Source organism: Micromonospora sp. CNZ296, from assembly GCF_007827635.1.
Genome location: NZ_VISW01000007.1, coordinates 125,910 through 144,664, shown reverse-complemented (window position 1 = coordinate 144,664; position 18,755 = coordinate 125,910). Strand labels below are relative to the sequence as shown.

Below are 18,755 nucleotides of genomic sequence, written 5' to 3'. Positions count from 1 at the left end.
TACGGGCCGGTTAGCGTCCGGTGGTGACCACGCCCCGATCGACCCCCTCCCGTGCCGGCGCCGGCCGCGGTCGCGCCGCCACCCGCGAACCCCGCCCGGCCTACGAGTGCGACGCCTGCGGCCACCAGCCCCCGAAGTGGGTGGGCCGGTGCCCCGAGTGCGGCGAGTGGGGTTCGGTGGTCGAGTGCACGGTCACCGGCCCGATGGTCTCCGGCCGGGTGGTCAGCTCGCGGATGCCTGCCGAACCGGCCCGGCCGATCGCCACGATCAGCGCCGCGCCGGCCCGGGCCCGTCCCACCGGTGTGAGCGAGCTCGACCGGGTGCTCGGCGGCGGCCTGGTCCCCGGCGCTGTGGTGCTGCTCGCCGGTGAGCCCGGGGTGGGCAAGTCGACGCTGCTGCTCGACGTGGCCCAGCAGTGGGCGGCCGGTGCCGGCAGCCCGTCGCTGGTGGTCAGCGGCGAGGAGTCGGTCAGCCAGGTGCGGCTGCGCGCCGAGCGGATGGGCACCCTGCACGACCAGCTCTATCTGGCCGCCGAGAGCGACCTGTCGGCGGTGCTCGGCCACCTCGACGCGGTCAAGCCGGGGCTGCTGGTGCTCGACTCGGTGCAGACCATCTCGACCACCGGCACCGAGGGCGTGCCGGGCGGCGTCACCCAGGTCCGCGCGGTCACCGCCGCCCTGGTCGCGGTGGCCAAGGAGCGCGGCATCGCCACCGTGCTGGTCGGGCACGTCACCAAGGACGGCCAGGTGGCCGGTCCTCGCGTGCTGGAGCACCTGGTCGACGTGGTGCTGCACTTCGAGGGCGACAAGCACTCCTCGCTGCGCATGGTGCGCGGCGTGAAGAACCGCTTCGGCGCGGCCGACGAGGTGGGCTGCTTCGAGATGCACGAGGGCGGCATCAGCAGCCTGGCCGACCCGTCCGGCCTGTTCCTGACCCGCTACTCCGAACCGGTGCCGGGCACCTGCGTGACGGTGGCGATGGAGGGGCGCCGGGCGCTGGTGACCGAGGTGCAGGCGCTGATCGGGGCCACCGTGGCCGGCTCGCCGCGGCGTACCGTCTCCGGCCTGGACAGCGCCCGGCTGGCGATGGTCCTCGCGGTGCTCCAGCGCCGCACCGAGCGGCTCACGCTGCACGACCGGGAGGTCTTCGCCGCCACCGTCGGCGGCATCCGGGTGGTGGAGCCGGCGGCCGACCTGGCGGTGGCGCTCGCTGTCGCCTCCGGCGGGCTCAACCTGGCGCTCAACCCGCATCTGGTGGCCATCGGCGAGGTGGGTCTCACCGGCGAGGTCCGTCGCGTCGGCGCGGTGCCCCGGCGGCTGGCCGAGGCCGCCCGGCTCGGCTTCCGGCTGGCCCTCGTGCCGCCCGGGTGCGGGCCGGAGAGCAGCGGCGCCGGGCCGGAGAACATGCGCGTGATCGAGGTCACTGACGTGCGTGCCGCACTCCAGGCGGCCGCCCGCGCGTCGGCGGAGTGACACGGTGGCATCCGCCGGGCGTTTCCGGGCAGGCCACGCAGGCCGCGCCGACCCGCCCGAGACGGGCATCGTGACACATCACAGTAACCACGAGAGCACCCACCGCATGGCAGTCCGTAGACTGTGCCCGTGCCGATCGACCGCGATGCCACCAAGCCCGCAACGGCGACGCCGCACGCCCGTACCGGCGCCGTGAGCGGCAACCCCGCTCGTGCCATCAGCGTGAGCGTCAACGGAAGCGTCGGCGGCGGGGCCGGCGCCGATCCGCTGCGCGCCAACCTCGCCCTGATGGCTCCCGGCACCGCCCTGCGGGACGGCCTGGAGCGGATCCTGCGCGGCCGCACCGGCGCGCTGATCGTGCTCGGCTACGACAAGGTGGTCGAGCAGATCTGCACCGGCGGCTTCCCGATGGACGTGGAGTTCTCCGCCACCCGGGTCCGTGAGCTGTGCAAGATGGACGGCGCGGTGGTGCTGTCCAGCGACGGCACCCGGATCGTGCAGGCCGGCGCGCACCTGATGCCGGACCCGTCCATCCCCACCGAGGAGTCCGGCACCCGGCACCGCACCGCCGAGCGGGTGGCCCGGCAGACCGGCTACCCGGTCATCTCGGTCAGCCAGTCGATGCGGATCATCAGCCTCTACGTCAACGGTCAGCGGCACGTGCTCGACGACTCGGCGGCCATCCTGTCCCGCGCCAACCAGGCGCTCGCCACGCTGGAGCGCTACAAGCTGCGGCTGGACGAGGTCTCCGGCACGCTCTCCGCGCTGGAGATCGAGGATCTGGTCACCGTCCGCGACGCGGTGGCGGTGGTGCAGCGGCTGGAGATGGTCCGGCGGATCGCCGACGAGATCGCCGGCTACGTGGTGGAGCTGGGCACCGACGGCCGCCTGCTGGCCCTTCAGCTCGACGAGCTGATGGCCGGCGTGGACGCCGACCGCACTCTGGTCATCCGCGACTACCTGCCGACCGGCCGCAAGTCGCGCACGCTCGACGAGGCGCTCGTCGAGCTCGACCTGCTCAGCGCCACCGAGCTCATCGACCTCGTGGCGGTGGCGAAGGCGATCGGCTACCCGTCCGCCTCGGACGCGCTCGACGCGGCGGTCAGCCCGCGCGGGTTCCGCCTGCTGGCCAAGGTGCCCCGGCTGCCGGTCGCCGTCGTCGACCGGCTGGTGGTGCACTTCGGCAGCCTCCAGCGGCTGCTCGGCGCGACTGTGGAAGACCTCCAGGCGGTCGAGGGCGTGGGCGACGCCCGCGCCCGCGGTGTCCGCGAGGGCCTGTCCCGGCTCGCCGAGGCGAGCATCCTCGAACGGTACGTCTGACCGACCGCTCAGCCGGTGATGGTCAGCTTCACCGGCTCGCTGATCTTGGTGCCGACGCGGGCGAACACCTGGTACGCGCCGATCGCGGCGAAGTCGCCGCCGGCCAGCCCGCTCGCGCACCTGTTGTCCAGCCGGCCGTTCCAGCCCAGCTCGTAGGAGCGCTCGAAGTTCGGCGTGAACGACTGGACGTCCGAGCCCTTGCCGGTGCCGCAGGTGTCCGACGACCAGATCTTCTCCGCGCCCGACTTGACGTACAGCTCCTGGAGGTCGGCGCCGACGTCGCGGCTGCACGTACGGTTCGACACGTTCTTGACCTTCAGGCGCAGCGTGACCACGGTGCCCCGCTGGGCGGTCGGCGGCACCGCGACCGGCGTCACCAGCAGCTCGGAGTCGGTGCAGGTGCCGTCGTCGGAGACCGGCTGACCGGTCGCGCCACCGTTGCCGGTGCCGCCCCCGTTGTTCGCGCCCCCGCCGTCGGTGTTCTCGCCGCCTGTGTTCCCGCCGCCGTTGTTCGCGCCGCCGCCCCCGGTGTCGCCCGGTGCCGGCGACGGGCTGCCCGACTGCGGAGTCAGCACCGAGCCGGACGGGTCGGGCTGAGCCCCGGCGGAACCGGTCGGGGACGGGTCGGTGCCCGGCGCGCCGGTGTTGCGATCCGTACCGGTGCAGGAATACAGCAGGACAATCAGGAAGAGCAGCCCCGCTCCGAGCACGACGGCACGACGCCGCCAGTACACGGCAGGGGGCAGGGGGCCGACCGTCAGACGCATGATGCGCCTACCGTAGCCGCGCGGTGCACGGCTCGCCGGTCCGACGCGCCGGGAACCCGCCGCCGTACAGCCACGGTAGTCCACACTGGATTCCTACCGCCACCGTCAGAGGTAGACCTTGCGCTGGTAGATCGCGTGCGCGCCGGCCACCCGGTCGAGGAAGAGCAGCCCCGCGCAGTGGTCGATCTCGTGCTGGAGCGCCCGCGCCTCGAAGCCGTCCGTCACCAGGCGGACCGGCTCGCCGCTGCCGGGAAGCGCACCCTCGACGACCAGGCGGCTGGCCCGCTTCACGTCGCCGGTCAGGTCCGGCACCGACATGCAGCCCTCCCGCCCGGCCTTCCACCGGGACGCCTCCACCACGCGCGCGTTGCACAGCACGAACGTGCCGTGCACGGTGACCGCCTTCGGATGCCCCGTCACGTCCACCGCGAACACCTGCGCGCTCACCCCGACCTGCGGCGCCGCCAGTCCCACGCAACCGGGCGAGACGCGCATCGTGGCCACCAGGTCGGCGGCGAGGCGCACCACCTCGGCAGACGTCGGGTCGACCTCCGGGCCCGGTTGGCTCAGCACCGGCTCCGGCGCGGTGACCACCGCCCGTACCGCGCCGGGGATGCCGAGCTTCTCCGGGGTCCAGCCGCCCAGGCCCGCGTACTCCGGCCCGGTCACAGCAGATCCGTGTCCGCCGGGCGGAGGCTGACCCCCACGCCCAGCTCCGCGGCGACCCGGGTGAGCCGGCCGGCCACCTCGTCCGACACACCGGGCGGCAACTCGACCTCGGCCACCACCACGTAGAGCGAACCGGTGAGCCGGGTGCTCAGGTCGGTCACGTTCCCGCCCGCGTCGGTCAGCACCCGGGTCATCGCCGCGACGATGCCCATCCGGTCGGCGCCGTGCACCGCGAGCACGTACGGCTCCCCGGTGGGCTCGCTGCCGCCGTCGGGCGTGACCGCGCGTACGGTCGCCAGCAGGTGCCCGTCGGCGGCGAGCGGGGCCAGCGCGGCCTCGACGTCGGCGGCGGCCGGGCCCACGCAGATCAGCGTCATCGCGAAGTGTCCACGCAGCCGGGTCATCGTCGAGTCGGTGAGGTTCGCGCCGAGCCGGGCGAGGACCTCCGCGACGTCGGCCACGATGCCCGGCCGGTCCCGGCCGATGACGGTGATCGCGAGCTCGTTCATTCGGACATTCTGCCCCGTCGCCCATGATCGATCGCGCCCGGCCACCCGGCCCGCCCAACCTGCGGGAAAGACAGCCGTGACATGATCGGCGACGCGATGTCCGATCCCACATTCGCCACCCAGGTCAGCCGGTGGTACGAGCGCAACGCCCGCGACCTGCCCTGGCGCAAGCCCGGCATCGGCGCCTGGGCGATCCTGGTCAGCGAGGTCATGCTCCAGCAGACCCCCGTGGTCCGGGTGGTACCGGCCTGGGAGGCGTGGCTGGCCCGCTGGCCCGAGCCGCGCGCGCTCGCCGAGGACACCCCGGCCGAGGCGATCCGGATGTGGGGACGGCTCGGCTACCCCCGCCGGGCGGTTCGCCTGCGCGAGTGCGCGGCGGCGATCGTGGAGCGCCACGGCGGCGTGGTGCCCGACCGGCTCGATCAACTGCTGGCGCTACCCGGTGTCGGCACGTACACGGCCCGCGCGGTCGCCGCGTTCGCGTACGGGCAGCGGCACCCGGTGGTGGACACGAACGTCCGGCGCGTGGTGTGCCGGGCGATCGCCGGAGAACCCGACGCCGGCCCCACCACCCGCCCGGCCGACCTGGTCGCCACCGAGGAACTGCTGCCGATCGAGCCGGCTGACGCCGCGCTGGCCAGCGCCGCCTTCATGGAACTCGGCGCTGTCGTCTGCACCGCCCGCGCGCCGCGCTGCGCGATCTGCCCGGTCGAGTCGAGCTGTGCCTGGCGGGCTTCTGGACAGGCCGCCCCCACGGGACCGACCCGCCGGCCGCAGCGTTACGCCGGCACCGACCGGCAGGTACGCGGACTGCTGCTCGCGGTGCTGCGGGAGTCCACCGGCCCGGTGCCGCACCAGCGGCTGGACCAGGTCTGGCACGACGACGTCCAGCGGGCGCGAGCGCTGGCCGGCCTGGTCACCGACGGCCTGGTGGAACCGGTGGGCCAGGAGTCGTTCCGCCTGGCCGGAGACGGCCCCGCCGTCCCCCTCCCCTGACCGCCCCCGCCCCACCCCCGCCCGCCCTCGGCTCGCCCCCCGCCCCGCCCTCGGCTCGCCCCGTTGATCATGAAGTTAGCGGCGACAAATAGGGCACCAAGTGCGGTCAACTTCATGATCGACCAGGGCAAAGGCGGGCAGGGCTGGGGCGGGCAGGGCTGGGGCGGGCAGGGCTGGGGCGGGCGGGCGGCGGCGCCAAGGCCGGGCGGCCGGCACCCTGGGGAGCGGTGGGTGGGCATCGGAAAGGCGACGGCCCCGGTGGCTTTCGCCTACCGGGGCCGTCGCCCTCGAACTGTGCGGACTTATGCGGCGTCGTCAGCGCCGGTGGCGGCGGTGCCGCCGAGGTCCGCCGGGACCGCGTCCGGCACGGCGTCCGGCCGGTCCGCGCCCCGGAAGACGAGCTTGGACTTGTCGATGTCCTCCGGGTCGCCCTCGCAGTCCACGACCACGATCTGACCCGGGGTCAGCTCGTTGAAGAGGATCCGCTCGGACAGGTTGTCCTCGATGTCGCGCTGGATCGTGCGGCGCAGCGGCCGCGCACCCAGCACCGGGTCGAAGCCCTTCTTCGCGAGGTACTTCTTCGCGTTGTCGGTCAGCTCCAGACCCATGTCCTTGTTCCGCAGCTGGGTCTCGATCCGGGCGATCATGATGTCGACGATCGACAGGATCTCCAGCTGACGCAGCTGGTGGAAGACGATGGTGTCGTCGATCCGGTTCAGGAACTCGGGCCGGAAGTGCTGCTTGAGCTCGTCGTTGACCTTCTGCTTCATCCGGTCGTAGTTCGACTCGGAGTCCTCAGAGGCCTGGAAGCCCAGCGAGACCGCCTTGGCGACGTCGCGCGTACCGAGGTTGGTTGTCAGGATGATGACCGTGTTCTTGAAGTCCACGATCCGGCCCTGGCCGTCGGTGAGGCGCCCGTCCTCCAGGATCTGGAGGAGCGTGTTGAACACGTCCGGGTGGGCCTTCTCGATCTCGTCGAAGAGGACCACCGAGAACGGCCGGCGACGCACCTTCTCGGTCAGCTGCCCGCCCTCGTCGTAGCCGACGTAGCCGGGAGGGGCACCGACGAGCCGGGACACCGTGTACCGGTCGTGGAACTCCGACATGTCCAGCTGGATGAGGGCGTCCTCGCTGCCGAACAGGAACTCGGCCAGCGCCTTGGACAGCTCGGTCTTACCGACACCGGACGGACCGGCGAAGATGAACGAGCCGGAGGGGCGCTTCGGGTCCTTCAGGCCGGCGCGGGTACGCCGGATCGCCTTCGAGACGGCCTTGACCGCGTCCTCCTGGCCGATGACGCGCTTGTGCAGCTCGTCCTCCATGCGCAGCAGGCGCGAGGTCTCCTCCTCGGTCAGCTTGTAGACCGGGATACCGGTCCAGTTGCCGAGCACCTCGGCGATCTGCTCGTCGTCGACCTCGCTGACGACGTCCAGGTCACCGGCCTTCCACTCCTTCTCCCGCTGAGCCTTCTGCCCCAGCAGCTGCTTCTCGGTGTCGCGCAGCTGGGCGGCCCGCTCGAAGTCCTGCGCGTCGATCGCGGACTCCTTGTCGCGGCGCACCTGGGCGATGCGCTCGTCGAAGTCGCGCAGGTCCGGCGGCGCGGTCATCCGGCGGATGCGCATCCGCGCGCCCGCCTCGTCGATCAGGTCGATCGCCTTGTCCGGCAGGAACCGGTCGGAGATGTACCGGTCGGCGAGCGTGGCGGCGGCGACCAGCGCGGCGTCGGTGATGGAGACGCGGTGGTGCGCCTCGTAGCGGTCCCGCAGGCCCTTGAGGATCTCGATGGTGTGGGCCAGCGACGGCTCACCCACCTGGATCGGCTGGAAACGACGCTCCAGAGCGGCGTCCTTCTCCAGGTGCTTGCGGTACTCGTCGAGCGTGGTGGCGCCGATGGTCTGCAGCTCACCACGGGCCAGCATCGGCTTGAGGATGCTGGCGGCGTCGATCGCGCCCTCGGCCGCACCCGCACCGACGAGGGTGTGGATCTCGTCGATGAACAGGATGATGTCGCCGCGCGTACGGATCTCCTTGAGCACCTTCTTCAGGCGCTCCTCGAAGTCACCGCGGTAGCGGGAACCGGCGACCAGGGCACCGAGGTCGAGGGTGTAGAGCTGCTTGTCCTTCAGCGTCTCGGGCACCTCGCCCTTGATGATCTTCTGGGACAGGCCCTCCACCACGGCGGTCTTGCCGACGCCGGGCTCACCGATCAGCACCGGGTTGTTCTTGGTGCGGCGGGACAGCACCTGCATGACCCGCTCGATCTCCTTCTCGCGCCCGATGACCGGGTCGAGCTTGCCCTCGCGGGCGGCCTGGGTCAGGTTGCGGCCGAACTGGTCCAGCACGAGGCTGGTCGACGGCGCGGCCTCACCCGGGGCGGCACCGGCAGCGGCCGGCTCCTTGCCCTGGTAGCCGGAGAGCAGCTGGATGACCTGCTGGCGCACCCGGTTCAGGTCGGCGCCCAGCTTCACCAGGACCTGGGCGGCGACGCCCTCGCCCTCGCGGATCAGGCCGAGCAGGATGTGCTCGGTGCCGATGTAGTTGTGGCCGAGCTGCAGCGCCTCCCGCAGCGACAGCTCCAGCACCTTCTTGGCCCGCGGCGTGAACGGGATGTGCCCGCTCGGCGCCTGCTGGCCCTGGCCGATGATCTCCTCGACCTGCTGGCGCACGCCCTCCAGGGAGATGCCGAGGCTCTCCAGGGCCTTGGCCGCGACACCCTCACCCTCGTGGATCAGGCCCAGCAGGATGTGTTCCGTACCGATGTAGTTGTGGTTGAGCATCCGGGCCTCTTCTTGGGCCAGGACGACAACCCGTCGCGCTCGGTCGGTGAACCGCTCGAACATGCCCTCGTGCTCCTCACGTGCCGTGCGCCTTGATGGTCAGATCTCGGCGGGGCCGGTGCGCGGACGTCCGGGACGGGCGTCCGTGCCTCCTTACTCTATCGCCGCGGACCGTCTTCGCTGAGGTCGTGTGCCCCCGCGAATGCCCGTTCCGACGTCGTTTCTGACAACCGTCCACGCTCAGGAGGTGTTCCGGGGCCCCTGCCTGTACGCGCAGAGCGAAATTCGACCGGCACCCGAACGGCCGGCCGAGTGGACCGGAGGCGGCAACCGATGCGTCCGCCGGGCCGTCCACAGCCTGTGGATGAAGTCTCCACCGCCTGTGGACAACCATCCCCGGCGGGGGTTTCTTCCCGTCCGCCGCGAGCGAGGGCGGCCCGGTGGGCCGGACCGGACATCCGGCACAGGGGCGACGGGAACGGGACGGCTGGGCGCAACCGTGACCCCGGTACGGAAACGGCGACGCCGGCCCGGAGTGGCACTCCGGTCCGGCGTCGCGTCGCCCGTGACGAGGGTGGGGTCAGTGCCCCGCCTTCGCGTGGTACTCGTCCACGATCTCCTGCGGGATCCGCCCCCGGTCGGAGATGTCCTTGCCGGCCTTCTTGGCCCACTCGCGGATGGCCCGGTTCTGCTCGCGGTCGGCGGTCGCGCCGCCCCGGCCCCGAGCGGCCCGGCCACCGACGACCACACCCCCGCGACCGACCTTCGTTCCGTTCGCGATGTACGGCGCGAATACGTCGCGCAATTTCCCGGCGTTGGAAGCGGAGAGGTCGATCTCGTACTGCACGCCGTCGAGCGCGAACTTGACGGTCTCGTCAGCGTCCCCGCCGTCCAGGTCATCGACCAGCTTGTGAATGATCTGCTTGGCCACGTCCCACATTCCTTTCGAGCAGGGTTGTACTCCTGCAATACACCGAGCACAATAACCCGTCCGGCGCTTGTTCCGTCAATAGGACGGGGTAACGAGCCGGAGAAGGCTTGCGGGGAGCACCTACTCGGGCCGGACCAACGGGAACAGGATCGTTTCCCGAATTCCGAGCCCCGTCAGTGCCATCAGCAGCCGGTCGATTCCCATTCCCATGCCGCCGGACGGCGGCATTCCGTACTCCATGGCCCGGAGAAAGTCCTCGTCCAGTCGCATCGCCTCGTCGTCGCCGCGCGCCGCGAGCTGCGCCTGGGCCACCAGCCGTTCCCGCTGCACGACCGGGTCGACCAGCTCCGAGTACGCGGTGCCCAGCTCGAATCCGAGCACGTAGAGGTCCCACTTCTCGGCCAGGCCCGGCTCGCTGCGGTGGGCCCGGGTCAACGGGCTGGTCTCCTCCGGGTAGTCCATGACGAACGTCGGCGCCCGAAGGGAAGGCACGACCAGTTCCTCGAACAACTCCTCGGCCAGCTTGCCCGGTCCCCACTTCGGGTCGACGGAGAGACCGACCTTGTCCGCGTACTCGACCAGGCGTGCCCTTTCGGTGCGGACGGTGACCTCCTCACCGAGCGCTTCGGAAAGAACACCGAACAGCGACACCGACCGCCACTCGCCGCCCAGATCGAACTCACGCCCGTCGGCGTGGGTCACCACCGTGGAGCCGGCGACCGCCACTGCGGCCTGCTGTACGAGATTTCGGGTCAGCTCGGCCATCGTGTGGTAGTCGCCGTACGCCTGGTACGCCTCCAGCATCGCGAACTCGGGCGAGTGCGAAGAGTCGATGCCCTCATTACGGAAGTTGCGGTTGATCTCGAAGACGCGGTCGACGCCACCGACCACCGCACGCTTGAGAAACAGTTCCGGCGCGATTCGCAGATACAGATCCGTGTCGAGCGCATTGCTGTGGGTCACGAATGGGCGGGCCGCCGCGCCGCCGTGCAGCAGTTGCAGCATCGGCGTCTCGACCTCGATGAAGTCCTGCCCGTGCAGGGTGTCGCGCAGACTGCGGACGGCGGTGGCCCGGGTGCGGACCATCTGCCGGGCCTGCGGGCGGACCACCAGGTCCACGTAGCGCTGGCGGACCCGGGACTCCTCGCTGAGCGGCTTGTGCGCCACCGGCAGCGGGCGCAGCGCCTTGGCGGTCACCGCCCACTCCTCGGCGAGAACGGACAGCTCACCGCGCCGGCTGGTGATCACCTCGCCGGTCACGCCCACGTGGTCGCCGAGGTCGACCAGACGCTTCCAGTCCCCCAGCCGCTCGGCGCCGACCCGGTCCAGCGAGAGCATCGCCTGGACCTCGGTGCCGTCACCGTCCCGCAGCGTCGCGAAGCAGAGCTTGCCGGTGTTGCGAATGAAGATCACCCGGCCGGTGACCGAGACCCGGTCGCCGGTGGCGGTGTCGGTGGGCAGGTCGCCGTAGCGCTCCCGCAGCTGCGCGAGCGTGGTGGTCCGCGGGAAACCCACCGGGTACGGCTCGACGCCCTCGGCGAGCATCCGGTCCCGCTTCTCCCGGCGGACCTTCATCTGCTCCGGAAGGTCGTCGGCGGGGTCTGTTGGCAGGGCGTTCTGCTCGGTCACGGCACGCTTCCTCAGGCCTTGGGGACATCGGCGGGGTCAGCACATGAGCGTACTCAAGCGCCGTGGCGGCCGTTACGGGATAACCTGCCCGCCATGACCGACCCCACTGCGGCCCTCTCGTTCGGTGCGGCCGCGGCCGAGTACGACCGTTTCCGTCCCCGTTATCCGGAGGCGGCGCTGCGCTGGGCGCTGGACGGACTGCTCGACGCGCAGGTCGTGGACCTCGGCGCCGGCACCGGCATCCTCACCCGGGGACTGCTGGCGCTGACCGGGCCGGTGGCGCACGTCGTACCCGTGGAACCTGATCCGGGGATGCGGGCGCAACTGGCCGCCGCGACGCCGGGTGCGACGGCGCTGGCCGGCAGCGCCGAGGCGGTGCCGCTGCCGGACGGGTCGGCGGACGCGGTGCTGGCCGGGCAGGCCTACCACTGGTTCGACAGGGAGCGGGCGCACGCCGAGGTGGCCCGCGTGCTGCGCCCGGGCGGCACGTTCGCGCCGGTCTGGAACATCCGGGACGAGCGGGTCGGCTGGGTCGCGGAGCTGACCCGGATCGCCCACCTCGGCGACAACGCGGGCGACGTGACCCAGCGGTACGCGGACTTCGGCGCCGCCTTCACCGCTGTCGAGGTGGGCGAGTTCCCGCACGCCACCACGCTCACGCCGGACGAGGTGGTGGGCATGCTGCACACCCGCTCATTCTGGCTGACCGCCGACACGGACGAGCGGCGGCGGGTCGACGCGGAGCTGGCGGAGCTGTTCGCCGGCCACCCAGACCTGGCCGGCCGGGACGCCGTGGAGCTGCCGTACCGCACGATGGTGCTCCGGGCGCGCCGGCGTTAAGAAGGGGCCCCTCCTCTACCGGAGGCGTTAACAGGGGGCCCTTCCTTGCACCTCAGACGTTGCGGTCGTAGACCATCCGCAGGCCGATCAGCGTGATCATCGGCTCGTGGTGGGTGATGGTGTGGCACTCGCCGAGCACCAGCGAGGCCAGGCCGCCGGTGGCGATGACCGCCTTCACGCCGCCCAGTTCCTCGGACATCCGCTCGACGATCCGGTCCACCTGGCCGGCGAAGCCGAAGTAGAGCCCGGCCTGGAGGCACTCGACGGTGTTCTTGCCGATCACCGAGCGCGGGCGGGTCGCCTCCACCTTGCGCAGCTGGGCCGCGCGGGCGGCCAGCGCGTCGAAGGAGATCTCGATGCCGGGCGCGAACGCCCCGCCGAGGAACTCCCCACGGCTGCTGACCAGGTCGAAGTTGGTGGTGGTGCCGAAGTCGACGACGATCGACGGCCCGCCGTAGAGCGTGTACGCGGCCAGCGTGTTCACCACCCGGTCCGCGCCCACCTCCTTCGGGTTGTCGATGGCGAGCTGCACGCCCGTCCGGACACCCGGCTCGACGATCACGCTGGGCAGGTCGGCGTAGTACCTGTCGAGCATGGTGCGCAGCGAGCGCAGCGCGGCCGGCACGGTCGAGCAGGCGGCCACGCCGGTGATCTCCACGGCGTCCCCGGCGAGCAGTCCGCGGAACATCAGACCCAGCTCGTCCGCTGTGGAACGGGCGTCGGTCTTGATCCGCCACGAATGCACCAGCTTGTCGCCGTCGAAGGTCGCCAGCACGGTGTTCGTGTTTCCGATGTCGATGCAGAGCAGCACAGCGGCAGCCTAGACGTCACGCAGGTCGAGGGCGATGTCCAGGATCGGCGACGAGTGGGTGAGCGCGCCGACCGAGAGGAAGTCGACGCCCGTCGCGCCGTACTCGGCGGCCATCGGCAGCGTCAGCCCTCCGGTGGCCTCCAGCTCCGCCCGGTCGCCCACCGACGCCACCACCTCGCGCAGCTGCGCCGGGGTCATGTTGTCCAGCAGCAGGAACCGCGCCCCCGCCTCGACCGCCTCCACCGCCTCGGCCGGCGTGTCCACCTCCACCTGCACCGCGACGTCGGGGAACGCCTCCCGGACCCGGCGGAACGCGGCAGCGATCCCGCCCGCCGCGACCTTGTGGTTGTCCTTGATCATGGCGACGTCGTACAGGCCCATCCGCTTGTTGGTGCCGCCACCGGCCCGGACCGCGTACTTCTCCAGTGCCCGCAGGCCCGGCGTGGTCTTGCGGGTGTCCAGCACCATCGCCTTCGTGCCGGCCAGCGCGTCGGCCCAGGCCCGGGTGTGCGTCGCCACCCCGGACATGCGGGACAGCAGGTTCAGCGCCGTCCGCTCGGCGGTCAGCAGCAGCCGGGTCGGCCCGGTCACGGTGGCCAGCACGTCGCCGCGCGCCACCCGCTGCCCGTCGCCTGCCACGAGCGAGACCTCGACCGTACGCCCCGCGCCGGTCACCTCGCCGACCAGCTCGAACACGGCGGCGGCGACGGGCAGCCCGGCCACCACGCCGTCGGCGCGCGCCACCAGATCGGCCGTGTCGTGCTGGTCGTCAGGGATGGTGGCCACGCTCGTCACGTCGAGGAAGCCGGGCCCCAGATCCTCGTGCAGCGTGTCGACGATGACGTGCCGGACCCGCTCCGGGTCCAGGCCGCCGTCCCGCAGCGCCCGCTCCGTCGACTCCCTCATGACTGGTTCTCCTCCCAGCGCTCGGCCACCCGGCCGTCCGTACCCACCTCGGCCACCAGGTGGCCCAGCCACCGCTCGTCGGCCGTCGGGAAGTCCTCCCGCCAGTGGCAGCCCCGCGTCTCCTGGCGCGCGTACGCGGCGGCGACCAGCGTCGACGCCACAGTCAGCAGGTTCGTCGCCTCCCAGTCGGCGGTACGCGGCACGCCCCGGCCCGCGCCCAGCCCGGTGAGCGTGGCGGCGGTGGCCTCCAGCGTCTGCGCCGACCGGAGCACTCCCGCGCCCCGCGTCATCGCCCGTTGCAGCTCCGCCGTGCCCGTAGCCGGCACCAGCGCGCCCGGACCGCCCACCCAGGCGCCGGTCTCCGCCGGGCGGGCCTGCTCGGGCAGCCCGGCGGCGATGTCCTCGGCGATCCGGCGGGAGAAGACCAGCCCCTCCAGCAGTGAGTTGCTGGCGAGCCGGTTGGCGCCGTGCACGCCGGTGCAGGCGACCTCGCCGCACGCGTACAGGCCGGGGATGGAGGTGCGCCCGTGCAGGTCGGTCCGGACGCCGCCGGAGGCGTAGTGCGCGGCCGGCGCGACCGGGATCAGGTCGGTCGCCGGGTCCACGCCGATGGCCAGGCAGGACGCCACGATGGTGGGGAACCGCCGGGCGAGGAAGTCGCCGCCCAGGTGCCGGGCGTCCAGGAAGACGTGGTCGGCACCGCTGGCGAGCAGCACCCGGTGGATGCCCTTGGCGACCACGTCCCGGGGGGCCAGCTCGGCCAGTTCGTGCTGGCCGACCATGAACCGCTTGCCGTCGCCGTCGACCAGGTGGGCGCCCTCGCCGCGCAGCGCCTCGGAGACCAGCGGCTGCTGGGCCAGCCCCGCGCCCGGCCCACCGGCCGGCACGATGAGCGCGGTCGGGTGGAACTGGACGAACTCCACGTCGGTGACTGCAGCGCCCGCGCGCAGCGCCAGCGCCACCCCGTCCCCGGTGGAGACCGCCGGGTTGGTGGTGGCGGCGAAGACCTGCCCCATCCCGCCGGTGGCCAGCACCACCGCGCGGCCGAGGATCGCGCCGACGCCGTCCTCGCTGCCCTCGCCGAGCACGTGCAGCGTGATGCCGCAGGCCGGGCCGAGCCCGTCCGGCCCGTCGCCGGGAGCGCGCAGCAGGTCCAGCACCAGCGCGTGCTCGACCAGCCGGATCCACGGATCGCGGCGGACCGCGTCGTGCAGCGCCCGCTGCACCTCCGCCCCGGTGGCGTCGCCGCCCGCGTGCACGATCCGGTCGGCCCGGTGGCCGCCCTCCCGGGTCAGCATCAGCGAGCCGTCCGGGTTGCGGTCGAACTCCGCCCCGATCCGCATCAGCTCACGCAGCCGGGTCGGCCCCTCGGCCACCAGTGCGCGGACCGCCGCCGGGTCGCAGAGGCCGACGCCGGCGACCTCCGTGTCGTACGCGTGCGCGTCCGGCGTGTCCGCCGGGTCCAGCACGGCGGCGATCCCGCCCTGCGCCCAGCGGGTCGAGCCCTCGTCCATGTCGACCTTGGTGACCACCGTGACGTGCAGGCCGGCTTCGCGCAGGTGCAGCGCGGCGGTCAGCCCGGCCACGCCGGAGCCGACCACGATCACGTCTGTCGTCTCCACCCAGCCGGGGGCGGGCGCGGCGAGCAGCCGGGGCAGCGCCGGCAGGTCGACGGTCGGTAGGTCCATGAGCACAGTCAACCCGAAGCGCACTCGGCTCGGGCGCGGGGGGGCGTGACGAGTGCGGTCCGCTACCTCGTCCGGCGCGGGAGGCCGGCCGGTCCGGCGCCCTTGAGCGAGGTGGTGACCGTACGGTCGCTGAGCCACAGGTAGCAGCGGACGCCCCGGTCGCCGACCGCCCAGCGACCGGCAGCGGGCGGACGGACCACCACGTCGCTGCGGTAGCGCAGGAGCCCGTCGGCCGGCACCCCGGCGTACCGGGCGATCACGCCGAAGCAGCCGTCGTAGAGCGGCACCCAGTCCTCCGGCTTCTTCGGGTACGGGCGGTCCGGCGCGGCCCACACGCCGACGAACTCGGCGTCGTGCGCGGCAGCACAGTCGACCGGGTTGAGCCGCTCCACGCGGTTCGTGTCCCGCACCGAGCGCTGGCAGCCCAGCCGCAGCGGGGAGGGCGTCTTGAGCGCGTCGCGCAGGCTGCCCGTCCGGGTGACCACGGTGGCCGCCGCCTCGACGGTGGTCAGCTCGGTCAGGTCGCACCGGTACCAGCGGGAGCCCGCCGTCCAGCCGGCACCCGTCGGCACCGCCACTGCCAGCCGGAGCCGCCCGGCGCGCCAGTCGTCACCCACGTACCCGGTGGCCCGCTTGTCGCAGTCGGCGAACGCGGTACGCAGCTCGGGCGAGGCGAGCGGCGGCGGGGTGGGCCGGTCGGTGGTGAACGCCCCGACGTGCACCGTCTCCACCCGGTGCGGCAGTTCGCAGCCGACCGGCGCGTACGCGGCGAGGCCGACGCTCGCTGTGAAGTCGGCGACCTGGCAGACCCCGGCCGCCGGGGTGAACGGCCCGGGTGCGGCCATCGCGGCCCAGTCGTCGGTGAGGTCGCCGTCCAGACCGCCGGCGCCGGCGCAGCCGGCCAGGGCGGCGCTCGCGACCATCGCGGCGACCAGGAAGCTCATCGCACGGCGCATCGCGGCCTCCCCCAGCCGACGACCGTCGATCCCCGACGGTCCGCCCAGGGTAGCCGAAAATGACCTTCCGGTGACAGACCGCGTTTCCCGCCCGTCCGCCCCGTCGATCTTGCACTAGCCGCCCCCGCAGACCTGACAAAAGGGGCGACGAGGGGGCCGCAACTGCAAGATCAACGGCGAGACGCGGCGGCGAGGGGGTTGGGGACGGGGGCGCCTGCGGTGCCGGGGGCCGCGGTCGCCGGGTCCGCCGAGAGGTCGACGACCTTGTTGTCGGCGTCGACGTGCACCACCCGGGGGCGGTACGCGCGGGCCTCGGCGTCGTCCATCTGCCCGTACGAGATCAGGATGACCAGGTCACCGGGGTGCACCAGGTGCGCGGCGGCGCCGTTGATGCCGATCACGCCGCTGCCCCGCTGCCCCGGGATCACGTACGTCTCCAGCCGGGCGCCGTTGGTGATGTCCACGATCGCGACCTGCTCGCCGGGGATCAGGTCCGCCGCGTCGAGCAGGTCCTCGTCCACAGTCACCGAGCCGACGTAGTGCAGGTCGGCCTGGGTCACGGTGGCCCGATGGATCTTCGACTTGAGCATGGTCCGCAGCATCGGGGTGCCTTTCCGCATTCGTGGTGGAGTTCAGGGACGCGGCGCGAGGTGGATCGCCGTGTTGTCGATCAGACGGGTGGCGCCGACCCAGGCCGCGATCAGCAGCCGGGCCGGGCCGGCGACCGGGCCGGGTTCCAGCTCGGTGTCGGTGAGCACCAGGTAGTCCAGGCGCGCGTCCGGCGCGTCGAAGGCCCGGTGCGCGGCGGCCAGCACCGCGCCCGCGTCCTCACCCCGCTCGGCCGCCGTCGCGCCGGCCCGCAACGCGGCGGACAGGCTCAGCGCGGTCTCCCGCTCGGGCGCCGACAGGTACCGGTTGCGGCTGGACATGGCCAGCCCGTCCGGTTCCCGTACGGTCGGCACGCCGACGATCTCGGCCGGCACGTCGAGGTCGCGGACCATCCGGCGGACCAGGGTGAGCTGCTGGTAGTCCTTCTCGCCGAAGAACGCCAGGTCGGGGCGGGTGAGCTGGAGCAGCTTCATCACCACGGTGAGCACGCCGTGGAAGAAGCCGGGACGGCTCAGGCCCTCCAGGTCCTCGCCGAGCGGACCCGGGTCGAGCCGCACCGTCGGGCGGCCCTCCGGGTACATCTCGGTCACCGAGGGCGCGAACACCACGTCCACCCCGGCCCGGCGGCAGATCTCCAGGTCGGTGTCGAGCGTGCGCGGGTAGCGGTCGAAGTCCTCGTTCGGGCCGAACTGCAGCGGGTTCACGAAGATCGTGACGATGACGTGGCCGGCGCGCTCGCGGGCGGCCCGCAGCAGCGCCTCGTGCCCGGCGTGCAGCGCGCCCATGGTCATGACGACACCGACCGGGCCGGCCATCGCCTCGCGGGCGGCCGCCAGTTCCTTGCGCGTGTGCAGCACCTCGGCCATCAGGCCGCCACCTCGATTCCGTCGAGCACGTTGCGCAGCGCGGCCGCGTCCGCCGGGCGAAGGCGGCCGACCGCGACGGCACGGTCCGCCGTCCGTCGTGCCAACGCCAGATACGCGGGTACGGATTCCGGCGCGGTCCGCGCCAGCCGGTCCAGATGCCGGCGCACGGTGCCCGCGTCGCCGCGCGACACCGGGCCGGTGAGCGCGTCGTCGCCCAGCCGCAGCGCGTTCTCCAGGGCAGCCCGCAGCAGCGGGGCGAGCACCTTCTCCGGCCGCTCCACCCCGGCGTCACGCAGCCGGTCGGCGGCCTCGTTGACGAGCGTCACCAGGTGGTTCGCGCCGTGCGCGAGCGCCGCGTGGTAGAGCGGCCGGTCGTTCTCACCGACCCACTCCGGTACGCCGCCCAGGTCGGCCACCAGCCGGGCCGCGAACGGGCGCAGCTCGGCCGAGGCGGTCACCCCGTAGGAGATGCCGGGCAGGCGGGACAGGTCGTCCGGCGTACCGGTGAAGGTCATCGCCGGGTGCAGCGCGAGCGGCCGGGCGCCCGCCTCGGCGGCCGGGGCCAGCGCGGCGAGCCCGTGCGCGCCGGACGTGTGCGCCACCACCTGGCCGGGGTGCAGCGCGCCGCTCGCGGCCAGGTCCGCTACCACGCCCGCCAGCGCGTCGTCCGGGACCGCGACGATCAGCAGGTCGGTGGCGGCACGCGCCACCTCGGACGCGGTGCGGTGCGGGGTCTGCGGCAGCAGCAGCGCCATCCGGGCCCGTGTCGCGCCCGAGGCGCCGGATGCGGCGACCACCCGGTGACCGGCTGCGGCGAGGGCCACGCCCAGCACGGCGCCGACCCGGCCGGCGCCGAGGACGCCGACGGCGAGGGTACGCGGGAAGACGAGCGGGGCAGCGGTGGCCCGGGGGCGCAGCGGTGCGCTCATGGCAGCGATCCAGTCCTCGAAGGGGGTACCGGTCGATGGCAAGTATGCGCCCGGGTGACAGACCCGAAACAAGAAGGTGT

The 18,755-nt window shown here is 72.8% G+C and carries 17 protein-coding genes; 4 read left to right on the top strand and 13 right to left on the bottom strand.

Annotated features, from left to right (window positions below):
* The first annotated feature begins 23 nt into the window (after positions 1-23).
* Both radA and disA read left to right on the top strand, forming a co-directional pair.
* Entirely contained in the window at positions 24-1,472 is a 1,449-nt protein-coding gene (gene radA / locus FB455_RS14095) for a DNA repair protein RadA (RefSeq protein ID WP_030272015.1), read from the top strand.
* A 129-nt stretch (positions 1,473-1,601) separates the two neighbouring features.
* Positions 1,602-2,792, top strand: coding sequence for a DNA integrity scanning diadenylate cyclase DisA (gene disA, locus FB455_RS14090; protein ID WP_013288946.1), 1,191 nt, complete (start codon positions 1,602-1,604; stop codon positions 2,790-2,792).
* An 8-nt stretch (positions 2,793-2,800) separates the two neighbouring features.
* Here the strand turns inward: disA and FB455_RS14085 are convergent, their stop codons facing one another.
* The 3 genes from FB455_RS14085 to FB455_RS14075 all read right to left on the bottom strand — a co-directional run bounded on the left by FB455_RS14085 (position 2,801) and on the right by FB455_RS14075 (position 4,737).
* Positions 2,801-3,559 (bottom strand): hypothetical protein, encoded by a 759-nt coding sequence (locus tag FB455_RS14085; protein WP_145753634.1) that lies wholly within the window; start codon positions 3,557-3,559, stop codon positions 2,801-2,803.
* 105 nt (positions 3,560-3,664) lie between these two features.
* A complete protein-coding gene (locus FB455_RS14080) occupies positions 3,665-4,228 on the bottom strand; it encodes a peptide deformylase (protein ID WP_071097540.1) in 564 nt (187 codons plus the stop codon).
* Entirely contained in the window at positions 4,225-4,737 is a 513-nt protein-coding gene (locus FB455_RS14075) for a glycine cleavage system transcriptional repressor (protein ID WP_013288949.1), read from the bottom strand. The genes FB455_RS14080 and FB455_RS14075 overlap by 4 nt, the downstream gene beginning before the upstream one ends.
* Positions 4,738-4,833: 96 nt before the next feature.
* On the opposite strand from FB455_RS14075, the gene FB455_RS14070 reads away from it, so the two are divergent.
* Complete coding sequence (locus FB455_RS14070) at positions 4,834-5,733, top strand: HhH-GPD family protein (protein WP_071098956.1); 900 nt, start codon at positions 4,834-4,836, stop codon at positions 5,731-5,733.
* 302 nt (positions 5,734-6,035) lie between these two features.
* Here FB455_RS14070 and FB455_RS14065 read toward each other — a convergent pair whose 3' ends face one another.
* The 3 genes from FB455_RS14065 to lysS form a co-directional block, all read right to left on the bottom strand.
* The gene (locus tag FB455_RS14065; RefSeq protein ID WP_013288951.1) at positions 6,036-8,573 is read right to left on the bottom strand and encodes an ATP-dependent Clp protease ATP-binding subunit; all 2,538 of its coding nucleotides are present in this window, start codon (positions 8,571-8,573) and stop codon (positions 6,036-6,038) included.
* 517 nt (positions 8,574-9,090) lie between these two features.
* Positions 9,091-9,441 (bottom strand): histone-like nucleoid-structuring protein Lsr2, encoded by a 351-nt coding sequence (locus FB455_RS14060; RefSeq protein ID WP_013288952.1) that lies wholly within the window; start codon positions 9,439-9,441, stop codon positions 9,091-9,093.
* Between the two features lie 120 nt (positions 9,442-9,561).
* Positions 9,562-11,070, bottom strand: a complete 1,509-nt coding sequence (gene lysS, locus FB455_RS14055) for a lysine--tRNA ligase (protein WP_047894236.1) — start codon at positions 11,068-11,070, stop codon at positions 9,562-9,564.
* A 93-nt stretch (positions 11,071-11,163) separates the two neighbouring features.
* Between lysS and FB455_RS14050 the strand changes: the two genes are divergently transcribed.
* Positions 11,164-11,910: a class I SAM-dependent methyltransferase gene (locus FB455_RS14050; protein ID WP_013288954.1), complete on the top strand. Its 747-nt coding sequence runs from the start codon at positions 11,164-11,166 to the stop codon at positions 11,908-11,910.
* Between the two features lie 52 nt (positions 11,911-11,962).
* Here FB455_RS14050 and FB455_RS14045 read toward each other — a convergent pair whose 3' ends face one another.
* The 7 genes from FB455_RS14045 to FB455_RS14015 all read right to left on the bottom strand — a co-directional run bounded on the left by FB455_RS14045 (position 11,963) and on the right by FB455_RS14015 (position 18,675).
* A complete protein-coding gene (locus FB455_RS14045) occupies positions 11,963-12,721 on the bottom strand; it encodes a type III pantothenate kinase (RefSeq protein WP_013288955.1) in 759 nt (252 codons plus the stop codon).
* 9 nt (positions 12,722-12,730) lie between these two features.
* A complete protein-coding gene (nadC, locus tag FB455_RS14040; RefSeq protein WP_047894238.1) occupies positions 12,731-13,627 on the bottom strand; it encodes a carboxylating nicotinate-nucleotide diphosphorylase in 897 nt (298 codons plus the stop codon).
* On the bottom strand, positions 13,624-15,315 hold the full coding sequence (locus tag FB455_RS14035) for an L-aspartate oxidase (RefSeq protein WP_145753632.1): 1,692 nt from the start codon (positions 15,313-15,315) through the stop codon (positions 13,624-13,626). The genes nadC and FB455_RS14035 overlap by 4 nt, the downstream gene beginning before the upstream one ends.
* 62 nt (positions 15,316-15,377) lie before the next feature.
* A complete protein-coding gene (locus tag FB455_RS14030) occupies positions 15,378-16,271 on the bottom strand; it encodes a septum formation family protein (RefSeq protein WP_145753630.1) in 894 nt (297 codons plus the stop codon).
* Between the two features lie 170 nt (positions 16,272-16,441).
* The gene (panD, locus tag FB455_RS14025; protein ID WP_013288959.1) at positions 16,442-16,873 is read right to left on the bottom strand and encodes an aspartate 1-decarboxylase; all 432 of its coding nucleotides are present in this window, start codon (positions 16,871-16,873) and stop codon (positions 16,442-16,444) included.
* A 30-nt stretch (positions 16,874-16,903) separates the two neighbouring features.
* A complete protein-coding gene (gene panC / locus FB455_RS14020; RefSeq protein WP_013288960.1) occupies positions 16,904-17,746 on the bottom strand; it encodes a pantoate--beta-alanine ligase in 843 nt (280 codons plus the stop codon).
* Positions 17,746-18,675, bottom strand: coding sequence for a Rossmann-like and DUF2520 domain-containing protein (locus FB455_RS14015; protein ID WP_145753628.1), 930 nt, complete (start codon positions 18,673-18,675; stop codon positions 17,746-17,748). Before FB455_RS14015 ends, panC begins: the two co-directional genes overlap by 1 nt.
* Between the last annotated feature and the right edge of the window lie 80 nt (positions 18,676-18,755).

Excerpts from the sequence above, each read along its gene's own strand:
- FB455_RS14085 (WP_145753634.1), bottom strand. The coding sequence starts at position 3,559 with ATGCGTCTGACGGTCGGCCCCCTGCCCCCTGCCGTGTACTGGCGGCGT.
- FB455_RS14075 (WP_013288949.1), bottom strand. The coding sequence starts at position 4,737 with ATGAACGAGCTCGCGATCACCGTCATCGGCCGGGACCGGCCGGGCATC.
- FB455_RS14070 (WP_071098956.1), top strand. The coding sequence starts at position 4,834 with ATGTCCGATCCCACATTCGCCACCCAGGTCAGCCGGTGGTACGAGCGC.
- FB455_RS14065 (WP_013288951.1), bottom strand. The coding sequence starts at position 8,573 with ATGTTCGAGCGGTTCACCGACCGAGCGCGACGGGTTGTCGTCCTGGCC.
- FB455_RS14050 (WP_013288954.1), top strand. The coding sequence starts at position 11,164 with ATGACCGACCCCACTGCGGCCCTCTCGTTCGGTGCGGCCGCGGCCGAG.
- nadC (WP_047894238.1), bottom strand. The coding sequence starts at position 13,627 with ATGAGGGAGTCGACGGAGCGGGCGCTGCGGGACGGCGGCCTGGACCCG.
- FB455_RS14035 (WP_145753632.1), bottom strand. The coding sequence starts at position 15,315 with ATGGACCTACCGACCGTCGACCTGCCGGCGCTGCCCCGGCTGCTCGCC.
- FB455_RS14030 (WP_145753630.1), bottom strand. The coding sequence starts at position 16,271 with ATGCGCCGTGCGATGAGCTTCCTGGTCGCCGCGATGGTCGCGAGCGCC.
- panD (WP_013288959.1), bottom strand. The coding sequence starts at position 16,873 with ATGCTGCGGACCATGCTCAAGTCGAAGATCCATCGGGCCACCGTGACC.
- panC (WP_013288960.1), bottom strand. The coding sequence starts at position 17,746 with ATGGCCGAGGTGCTGCACACGCGCAAGGAACTGGCGGCCGCCCGCGAG.
- FB455_RS14015 (WP_145753628.1), bottom strand. The coding sequence starts at position 18,675 with ATGAGCGCACCGCTGCGCCCCCGGGCCACCGCTGCCCCGCTCGTCTTC.